Annotated in this window: 15 protein-coding genes; 3 read left to right on the forward strand and 12 right to left on the reverse strand. The window is 30.0% G+C overall.

What is annotated here, in order from left to right; all coding sequences use genetic code 11:
• The 11 genes from ACI389_RS05870 to ACI389_RS05920 form a co-directional block, all read right to left on the reverse strand.
• Positions 1-836 (reverse strand): signal recognition particle receptor subunit alpha (locus tag ACI389_RS05870; RefSeq protein WP_439780607.1); only part of this gene is annotated, 836 nt, incomplete at its 3' end.
• A 172-nt stretch (positions 837-1,008) separates the two neighbouring features.
• The gene (pfdA, locus tag ACI389_RS05875) at positions 1,009-1,443 is read right to left on the reverse strand and encodes a prefoldin subunit alpha (protein WP_439780608.1); all 435 of its coding nucleotides are present in this window, start codon (positions 1,441-1,443) and stop codon (positions 1,009-1,011) included.
• A gap of 20 nt (positions 1,444-1,463) precedes the next feature.
• Positions 1,464-1,688: a 50S ribosomal protein L18Ae gene (gene rpl18a, locus ACI389_RS05880; protein WP_439780609.1), complete on the reverse strand. Its 225-nt coding sequence runs from the start codon at positions 1,686-1,688 to the stop codon at positions 1,464-1,466.
• Positions 1,689-1,712: 24 nt separating this feature from the next.
• Positions 1,713-2,387 carry a translation initiation factor IF-6 gene (locus ACI389_RS05885; RefSeq protein ID WP_439780610.1) on the reverse strand — a complete coding sequence of 225 codons (675 nt, stop codon included), beginning with the start codon at positions 2,385-2,387 and terminating at the stop codon, positions 1,713-1,715.
• Positions 2,388-2,429: 42 nt separating this feature from the next.
• On the reverse strand, positions 2,430-2,675 hold the full coding sequence (locus ACI389_RS05890) for a 50S ribosomal protein L31e (RefSeq protein ID WP_178786903.1): 246 nt from the start codon (positions 2,673-2,675) through the stop codon (positions 2,430-2,432).
• Between the two features lie 12 nt (positions 2,676-2,687).
• Entirely contained in the window at positions 2,688-2,843 is a 156-nt protein-coding gene (locus tag ACI389_RS05895; protein WP_004032463.1) for a 50S ribosomal protein L39e, read from the reverse strand.
• Positions 2,844-2,869: 26 nt separating this feature from the next.
• Positions 2,870-3,454: a DUF7411 family protein gene (locus ACI389_RS05900; RefSeq protein ID WP_439780611.1), complete on the reverse strand. Its 585-nt coding sequence runs from the start codon at positions 3,452-3,454 to the stop codon at positions 2,870-2,872.
• 5 nt (positions 3,455-3,459) lie between these two features.
• Entirely contained in the window at positions 3,460-3,816 is a 357-nt protein-coding gene (locus ACI389_RS05905; protein ID WP_439780612.1) for a DNA-binding protein, read from the reverse strand.
• Between the two features lie 21 nt (positions 3,817-3,837).
• Entirely contained in the window at positions 3,838-4,275 is a 438-nt protein-coding gene (locus ACI389_RS05910; RefSeq protein ID WP_439780613.1) for a 30S ribosomal protein S19e, read from the reverse strand.
• Between the two features lie 95 nt (positions 4,276-4,370).
• A complete protein-coding gene (locus ACI389_RS05915) occupies positions 4,371-4,628 on the reverse strand; it encodes a YhbY family RNA-binding protein (protein ID WP_439780614.1) in 258 nt (85 codons plus the stop codon).
• A complete protein-coding gene (locus tag ACI389_RS05920; protein WP_439780615.1) occupies positions 4,597-4,962 on the reverse strand; it encodes a ribonuclease P protein component 4 in 366 nt (121 codons plus the stop codon). The genes ACI389_RS05915 and ACI389_RS05920 overlap by 32 nt, the downstream gene beginning before the upstream one ends.
• A 293-nt stretch (positions 4,963-5,255) precedes the next feature.
• Between ACI389_RS05920 and ACI389_RS05925 the strand changes: the two genes are divergently transcribed.
• The 3 genes from ACI389_RS05925 (at position 5,256) to ACI389_RS05935 (ending at position 7,903) form a co-directional block, all read left to right on the forward strand.
• Complete coding sequence (locus ACI389_RS05925) at positions 5,256-6,017, forward strand: DUF4013 domain-containing protein (protein WP_439780616.1); 762 nt, start codon at positions 5,256-5,258, stop codon at positions 6,015-6,017.
• A 626-nt stretch (positions 6,018-6,643) separates the two neighbouring features.
• Positions 6,644-7,654: a restriction endonuclease gene (locus ACI389_RS05930; RefSeq protein WP_439780617.1), complete on the forward strand. Its 1,011-nt coding sequence runs from the start codon at positions 6,644-6,646 to the stop codon at positions 7,652-7,654.
• A gap of 42 nt (positions 7,655-7,696) precedes the next feature.
• The gene (locus ACI389_RS05935; RefSeq protein ID WP_439780618.1) at positions 7,697-7,903 is read left to right on the forward strand and encodes a hypothetical protein; all 207 of its coding nucleotides are present in this window, start codon (positions 7,697-7,699) and stop codon (positions 7,901-7,903) included.
• A gap of 611 nt (positions 7,904-8,514) precedes the next feature.
• Here ACI389_RS05935 and ACI389_RS05940 read toward each other — a convergent pair.
• Complete coding sequence (locus ACI389_RS05940; RefSeq protein ID WP_439780619.1) at positions 8,515-8,793, reverse strand: hypothetical protein; 279 nt, start codon at positions 8,791-8,793, stop codon at positions 8,515-8,517.
• Between the last annotated feature and the right edge of the window lie 852 nt (positions 8,794-9,645).

The following is a 9,645-nucleotide window of genomic DNA, read 5'->3' on the forward strand; positions in this document are numbered from 1 at the left end:
CCTGGAATACTAATAATATCAGATACTGCATTTTTTAGTGCTAAAAATGTATATTCAGTAATATCATTACTTCTTTTGATTTTTTTACCTACAAGATCTTCTTTTACACTTTCCACAACTTCAGTAGCTACTTCCATTGCAACATCCCCTTGTAAGAGTTCCATCTCAAGTTCAAACAAGATATCTTCTACATGTTTTTCTTGAATAGTTTTTTCACGGACAAAAGAGAATAATCCTCCAGTAGCTTCACCATCAACAGAATTATCTTCTTTTTTATCTTTATTTCTGCTCCAAAAGTGAGATTTCTCCTCTTCCTCAGGATGATCTTCAACAACATCCTCTTCCTCAGGAGTTTCTTCAACATCTTCTTCAGCTGAATCTTCTTTAGTATATGATTGTTTTAGTCTACTAAATAACCCTTTTTTCTCTTCTTTGACCTTTTCAGAAGCTTCTTCATCATCTAACTCTTCAACATCCTCGGAAATATTCTCTTCGCTAGATGATTCAGTGATTTTTGATTCTTCTTTATCTTCCTTAACAGGTTCTTTAATATCTTCTATAATCACTTCCTCTTCCACATTTTCTATCTCAGGTTCTTCATCTTCTCCCCCTTCAATTTCTTCCATGTTAGATTCTTCTTTAACTTCTTCTGCTTCAGGAATTAAATTAAATTCATCTTCTTCTACTTTTTCTTTTCTTTTTCTACCAAATGAAAAGAAAGAGAACCTTTTACCAGATTCTTCTTTAAGATTATCTTCTTTTTCTGCTTCTTCAATGAGCTCTTCTTCTAACTTTTCACTTGTACGTGAAAATTTCTTTTTTAATGATTCAAACAAAATTAACCCAACCTTTTAGTTAGTTAAAAATTTTAATTATTAATAGTTATATTTCTTATAATATTTAAAAAAATAAGAATTTTAGTTATTTTGTATAAAAAAATGAAAAAAAATACACACAATATCTTTGTGAAAAAAAAGCGAATAAAAAATAAAAAATAAGTTGGAAAAATTATCCCATTTGGGTCATTTTTCCTTGAGCAGCTGCTGCAATTTGCTCAGCTTGTGCTTGAAGACTGCCTATAATATCAGTACATTGTTGTAAATTAGCTAACATTTTGTCTAAACTATCAGTTAAGTCTTCTTTTTGCCCGTTTAAGATTTCACGAGCACCATCAGCATCTTTTTTAACAGCAAGCCCTGCCCCAATACTTACAATAATTTCATCAGTACTTTTAAGTTCTCCTTTAACAAATGAACCAGCACCAACAGGTACGAAAGCTTCAACAGATTCTCTACCTTCAATATCATCTAAAGTAGAAAATAATGCTTCAACTTCAGCCATAGAATTCCTAATTAATTCAATTTGTTGTTGAATTAACTCAGCTTGTTGTCTATATACATTAATTTCATTAAGAAGATTGTTTAATTTTTGCTGATCTTCCATAGTAACACCTTCAAAAGTGTCTATAAAATTTCTTTTACAATTGGGTCAACGACATCTTCAGGAGCAATTTCTACGATTTCTGCAATAGAAATTTGGTTCCTGTTAATTCTGTGTTTACTTCCGAAACGTTCGTATATTTTTTCTTCTATATCTGCTTCACAAGTAGCTTTGAATTCTTTAGTAAATTTATGATATTCATCACCCATTACAAAAGTACCTTTAACTCTGTAAATTTTTGTTATCATATAAAATCCCTCAAGATATATTAATTAAAAATCATCATCTAAAAAGCCTAATGCTTCTTCAACTCTAGCCATTTCTGGACCAGTACTATCTTTAGCGACAATTGCCCCTTTTGAATTAGCAATAGAACAAGCACCAACTAAAGAAATACCTCTTCCAACAGTACCAATATTTCCTTCCACACCAAATACTTCTTGAGCAAAACTAATTTCAGATTGAACAGCATTTGAACTTATTAAAAATCCTTTATTTGTAACTTGAATCATTGATCCAATGATGTCACTTCCAACCATAGAAGTAGATTCAACATTCACATCTAAAGTTTCTTCAATAATATTAATTGCTTCTTTGGATAAAAATGGACTTACGATAGCACCTTTGTCATTTGCTGCAACAATATTACCTAATGCAGTGTATTGACCAGGTACAGTAGCGACATTAATACCTAAATCTTCAAACTGTTTAATTTCCCTATCTAATACGTGTGGTGAAACAACCATTCCTTTTGAATTAGCTACAGCTAAAGATCCTATAAGACTACATCCAGAAACAGATGATTTAATAACATCAACGTCCAATGCTTCCTTAATAATATCAGCTTTTTCATCTAAAAGATTATAAGGAACAATAACAAAGTCATCAGTTGCTAGGATAAAAACACCAATGTTTGGATTTCCTACGATATCTACTCTTTTTAACATATTGTTACCTCATGTTACTCAATAGTATGGTAGTGAACAAAGCTATTCTGCTAAAGTAGCTGTTACAACACCATCATCATCTTTAACTGCTTTTACAGTGATTTTAGAAGGTATTTTTTGGATACCCCTTTCCCAAATAGCATGATTGATTGATTCATCAATTTTGACTTCTTCAGCTTTCATGTGTTTAGTTAAGAAATTTTTAACTTCTCTGATAGCCCTAGGAGCTCTGATAGTTCTTTTAATTTCTTTAACATTTCTAAGTGGAATTGTGTAAACTCTTTCCATAATAACCCCTCATTATAATTTAAGACTATTCCTTCTCCAATGTCTAGGTTTTGGTCTGTATCTAAGTTTACGGTTAGTTTTAGCATAAGCCCAGATTGGAATTCTCCTATTTTGTTTGTTTGCTTTTGCCATTCTTAATTTTTTAGCTAATGGTTTATTTCTACTCATTTTCTCACCTGTAATACATATAATAATTATTTTTTATATCCAATAACACGAGTTTGATAATGTTCTGGGAATATATCTAATGAATTTCCTCCTTTTTTATCAATCAAAGTCCTTATCTCAACTTCAAAATCTGAACTATTATCCTTATTTGATTTCTCATGAGATATTTCAAACAAATTTGAAGTTATTAACTTAACAGATTTGTGTCCAAAACTATCAAGATTAATATACTGAATATCTTTACGATCTTCAAGACTTTTAATTTGATTAATATTCAATTTAGGAGTTCTATCATCTCTTCTTGTCCCATCTGCAATAATATCAAAATCATCTGCAAGCTTTTCGACAGTTTGAGCATGAATAAATTTAATTCCATCATTTGGAAATCCATCATCCATAATCATGTCACAAGTTTTATCTAAAATGTCATAATCCATTTTTAAGACATTATGTTTGAAACCTAATGCTTCAGCAGATTTACTTGCTGGAATATATGAATCGTAAACACCAAAGTTTGCAGTGCATAGTTCTACGTTAAGACCTAATCTTTTAAGCATTACTGCTACAAAAGATGAATCTTTACCTCCACTATATAATACTCCAACATTCATCAATATTATTTCCTTGTAATTTTAATTTCTCTTTTTTGACCAGCAATTTGCCTTAAAAGAACTTTAAGCTGTTCATCAGTTACTTTTCCTCTTAAACTTCCAGCCTGAGCTGACTGAATCAATTGAAGTTCAATTTGATTAACAAGTTCAGGTTTAGTTAATTTAAGATTAGATAACCTATTACGAGCTTCAGAAGTCATAATCTGAGCAATAATTTGTTTTTTCTGAGATTCAAATTTTGCTTCTGCTTCTTGCTGTTGTGCCTGAGCCATAGCCTGTTGTTGTGCTTGATTCTGCATAGCAGCTTGTTGAGCTTGTAATTCAGCCATTCTTTTTTGACGAATTTCATCTAAATCGCTCATATCAAACTCTCCAAAATATAATTAGTATTTTTCAAGACCAGGAACATCTTTAATGATTTCAGCAGAAATTTTATCTAAAAATGATCTTCCTGCTGGAGTAACAACTCTTCCACCTTCAACTTTTTCAACAAGTCCTGCATCTTCTAATTGATGTAATGCGGTTCTAACAATAGATCCACTACCTTTTTTAAATACTTCAGGACGTACACCACGGTCTTTTTTACCACCGTAGAAAGTTCTTAAACTCATAACTCCCACCGGACCATCCATATATACTCTTCTTATAATGGAAGCAGCCCTTACATACCACCAATCTATGTTTTCTGGTTTTCTTTCTTTGTGAACACCAGTTTTAACAAAATTGGACCATGCAGGGGAATTGATTTTATCATTATTTTTAAATTCATCTGCGACTTTTTCAATTAATAAATCTGCAGGTACATCAAATACAGTAGTCATATTAATTCTCCAATATTCTATTAAATAATTGTAACTTAATCCACTGTAAATTTAAGACCTAAAAAATAGGGTCCGTAACTCTAAATTTATAATGTTTAAGGCTTTTTTTTATAAATTACAGCGACATGCCCTCTAACATCAATAAGCTTAGCTCTAGTCTGAGAGACAACATCATCTATAAATTTATCTTTATCTCTAGCGATATTTTTTGCAAATTTAAGTTTGACAATTTCATTAGCAGTAAGTTGGCGTTTAATTTCTTCAATGATATTTTCATTAATACCATTTTTACCAATGTTAATTGTCATAGCGGAAAGAGCTCTATTCATCATTTCTTTTTTTGATTGACTCATATTTTGCTCTCCTTTTATCTTTTTTTTCCTTATGATATGGAATTTTCATTACCTGACCGCATTCACCACAAAAAATGTTAACTTCAGAATTAACTAGCCGGACGGTGCAATTACGACCAAGTGAGAGGAAACTTTTACACTTTTTACAATATCTCCTACTCCATTTTTCAGGAATTTTAGTATTATATTTAGTAGATAATTTTAATGCAAGTTCCACATATCTATTGGATCTTTCAGGATGGTTGATGAACTCCATCTCTGCACGGTTAAAAAGAATTTCCATTCTTTCTTCAGCTATTTCAATCATCCACTTTGGTCTTTTTCCTCTACTCAAAATATCCTCTCTTTTATGTAGGATATAATATTCATGATTGGATTAAAATGATTTGCGCAAATTAAAACAAAAACCATAGTTAAAATTTAACCTTAGGTTAATATGAATATTAAGATTAATTATATTTATTAACATTAATAAATGTTTGTATATACTATAAAAAACTTTTGAAAGAGACATATGATTCTAAATTTTAAACCATTTAATCCATGATTAAATATTAAATATCCATCACATAATCAATACAGAATATTTAAATTAGCATGAATCTAATATTAATATAGGAGATAACTATGCCACATGTTATAATAAAAAAGGTTTGGGAGTATTGCAGTTATAATAAAGGTTTTCTCCTATTCCTTTTTGCACTATTGTTTGTTTCATCTCTGATTCGAAATTACATCTGGAAAAACAGTGATTATTATGATGGAATACTACTTCAAATTTTAATTTCCATTATTGTATCAGGTTATGGAATGACAATTACACAAAGCAGAATTAACCATGGAAAACAGTTACCTAAAATTATCATTAAAGAAATTTTTTCACTAGGAGTTAAATCTAGAATTATTACATCAAGTTATATTCTCATTCAGGGATTTATTTTGGGATTTATATGTTTCCCATTGGGTTTTCCAGCATTTGATTTGGAAGAACTCTTGTTGAATTGGCCAGATACTATAAACATGTTGTTCAATCATGATCCTACAAGCACAATATTGTTTGTTTTTTTAGGAGCTATTGTATTTTACATGTTCTCATTTTTCATGGAAATTGCCTTGGCCAAATTGGCAGACACTAAAAGCATATTGCCAGCTTTAAATTTACTGTCAATTAAAAAGAGCATTGATATTTTAGGATGGAAAAATTATGCAAAAGAATATACTCGGATTATTCTGACTATAGTGATTTTATCTTATTTGCTATCATATAATCTAACATTCACATTCATTGATTTAATAATTGACATGTTTCTTTCATTTTTAATATTTGTAACCCAATATCTCGGTATTGGAGCAGTTTACTGTAAAATAAAAGATTTGGAAATCCAATAGATTCTAAACTGAAACAGGTCATTAATATAAAATATAATTAATAAATTAAAATAAAAAGTAAATATACTTTTCCCATATAATAAATAACAGTTCTTTACAGCACTGCTAGAGCGGACATTACACTAAAGTCATGCTATTGTTTTCATCAAAACAACCTACACAAACAAAACCCTACGTAATCAGGATTTTTTAAAATTTACTTTTCTTTGCAAAATAATCCACATTCTAAAACATTATTAATCAATATTATCAGTACAATATAATATTGCTTCCAAAATCATGAAGTGCTAGAAAACCAGTATCTTTTACCAAAAAAATTTATCCACACCTTATTTTACAAAGACAACTAAAATAAAGCATTGATTTTATTAATTATTAAACTAATTGATTATTGTTAATACCAAAATTGAAAAAGTTGCATGAAACATCAGGATATCTTATACTTTTATTTCTTTTATTTTTACACCATATTTTCAAAAATTTTATTACTTGTTTTATATAATGAGCTAATAAAAAAATATTACATTTATTTTAAAAATTATATTTAAAATGAATAACATAACTATTATTAACATATTACTAAAAATAATTTTTAATTAATAAAATAATCTATAGGTGATTTTGTCATGAAAAATATGTGGATGGTCAGAGCTGGTAAAGATGCTTTTCTTATAGATGAATTTAAAAAGAGAAATATCGTTGCTCTTGGATGGGGTCTTGGTGACCTTCAAGATAAAAGTGTTGATGATATTAAAAGAATTATGCAGGAGACATATCCTGATGAAAGCAAATATACTTTAGGTATTGCATCTTCACAGGTAATCAAATTCAGACACATGATTAAAAAAGGAGATTATGTTTTATCTTATAATCCATCCAGCCGTAAATATATGGTTGGCGAGATAACTTCAGATTACTATTATAGCACAGATATGGAAGATGAAGATAAAGATTATTGTGGACACAATGATACTCGTGATGTTAAGTGGTTAGGTGAAGTCTCCAGAGATAAGCTGTCTGTTTCAACTAAAAACACTTTAGGTGCAATATCTACATTGTTCAATATTAATGATGAAGCTGAAGAAGACATTCTTAATGTTCTTAATAATAAAAAACCTATTACTGAGGAATATGGGGGAGAAAGTGAACATGAAGATGTTTCTATATTAAAAGAAGATATTAAAGATAAATCAATTGAATTCATTAAAGATAAAGTCAACAAATTGGATCCTTATGAAATGCAGGATTTGGTTGCAGGCTTGCTACGTGCAATGGGATATAAGACTATTGTTTCACCAAGAGGTGCAGACCGTGGAAGAGATATAATGGCTTCTCCGGATGGTTTAGGTTTAGAAGATCCAGTTATTCTTGTTGAAGTAAAACACAGACCCAATACTTCAATGGGTTCACAAGCTATTAGGAGTTTTAAAGGAGCATTAAAGAAAACAAACCGTGGCATATATTTCTCAACTGGTGGATTTACCACAGATGCCAAATATGAAGCAGAACGGTCTGAAATACCTATAATTCTAATGGACTTGGACATATTAGTTAAATTCATCATACAATATTATGATAACTTTGACAATGATGCAAGAAGTTTAATTCCACTAACAAAAATTTACTGGCCCATATAATGCAGCAGCTATTGCTTTAGAATCTGAGTTTATGTAGTTAATATGGATAGGAGCATTATGACTCAAGTAATTGTTTATGAAGATGCTAAAAAGGAATTTTCAGAAAAGACAGAAAATTCAGTAATTGAACTAACCCATTTTAAAAATGAAAAATATAATAAAGAATTCACCAAACTTTTAGAAAAATATTATAAGAAAACGAAGTATTCATTTGAAATAATAAATGGCCAATTATATGGAGGAATTTAGAGACTACAACAATAATATTGATGAGTATATTAAAGATATTGTATACTTCTTAATCAAGTTTTCCGTGATGATGAAAAAACTGCAAGAAAATTTGTTGACGATGAAGATGAAATAATAAGAATGTATAACTCAAAATATCCTGCATATTATTATCCTATGTGGTTGATAATATGATTGCATTTATATATTGTTAATACTTGTCAATCAGAAACATGAAAAATCAATTTAAGCTATTATCAAGATTATAATCTAATTAAGATTAATTTAATATCATTAAACTTCATTTCTACTTTTTTTAATTCTCTTATTTTCATAGTTCTTGTTTTACAAACAAAAAGAAATATGAAAAAAAAACTAGAAAAACTTACAATACGACTCATGATGTAATCATCATGTTGAAAAGTTGCAGTTAAAAAAATGTAAAAAAATAAAAAATAGAAAAAAATTTACATCGTATTTCTTAAAGCTCTTTTGATATAATCACTTTCACCCTTAAGACCATCCAGTTAAGCACTCAATTTCTGATTCTTACTCCCCATTGCCTGAAACTCCGGAGATTTGATGGATAACTTTTCAACATCAAGGTTGATTGTGACCAGACCCCCATATGCTCAATATATTTCCCTTAAGCACAAAGGGTCTTCCATGAAATAAGTTCTGGTCTGATCATTTCCTTTGCCCTGAAGCTCATAGATTTCATCCATGCTCAAATCGTCATTATAAAGTTGGCTTGCATGAAACTTCCTCAGCATGTGGAAACGGAACCTGTTATATAATCCTGCATTCTCAAGGTCCAGTTTGTTGTTGATTTCACCGAAGGTATTGTTCAGGTGAGTGGAACTGATATTAAAAAGAGGAGTTGGATTTGTAATTTCCCTCTCATCTATCACAAGTAGTGAATTACTACTGTGGACTCTGGACTTGAAAAGGTAGTGAATTACTTGTTAGTTTTTTGTATTCTCAATCTCCAAGACGAAACTACATCATCATGACACGGACATAATTTTTTGACTGTAGTTCCAAGATGTCCTTTTTTCATCAGATGGTTTCTGAATGCCAGAAGTCTGGACCTCAATTTTGAATATTTCCATTTAACTTCTTCTCTCTTTCTTTTCGGCTTCTTCTAACAGCTTGTAGACTGGTATGGTATCTTGAATACAAAACAACGGCAATGGCGTAGCTTTCACACATCTTTAAGGCCTCACTCATCGAAGAAACTTCTTAAAAGTATCCCCTCTTTTTCGTGCATACGCATATTTATTACTCCTATATAAAATCTGTTTTTACCAAGAGCATTTGATAAGTAATAAATACTTTGATGAGTGTTGCCAGTATACTAACTCTCTTGAATCATTGCTAGAATACCCTTCGCTCCTCGAGTAACCCTCGAAACTGGCAGCCTATCCAATGCTGGGTTTCTTCTAATCATAGACAGTATCAACTTTCCTCATAAAAGGACCGAAGGCATTGGTCACAAAATGATACGACAATAATAATTATATAAAAAATAATATTTAACTATTTCTTAAAAATAGACTCAAATCCACAATAAACTTAAAAAATCCGTATAATTCATGTTTTATAATCCTTTTATCCACATTCAAGAATTGCGGAATAAATTCAAAAATATAATTCCAACAAATTAAAAATAGTTATATGAACAAAATAATATTGAAAGTTTATGAATATAATGAGCTTGCAGCGAAATGAAATTCCCATAGAAAAAACCATAGTACACAAAC

The organism is Methanobrevibacter sp. (assembly GCF_051877095.1).
In the GTDB taxonomy this organism is placed as follows: Archaea; Methanobacteriota; Methanobacteria; order Methanobacteriales; family Methanobacteriaceae; genus Methanocatella.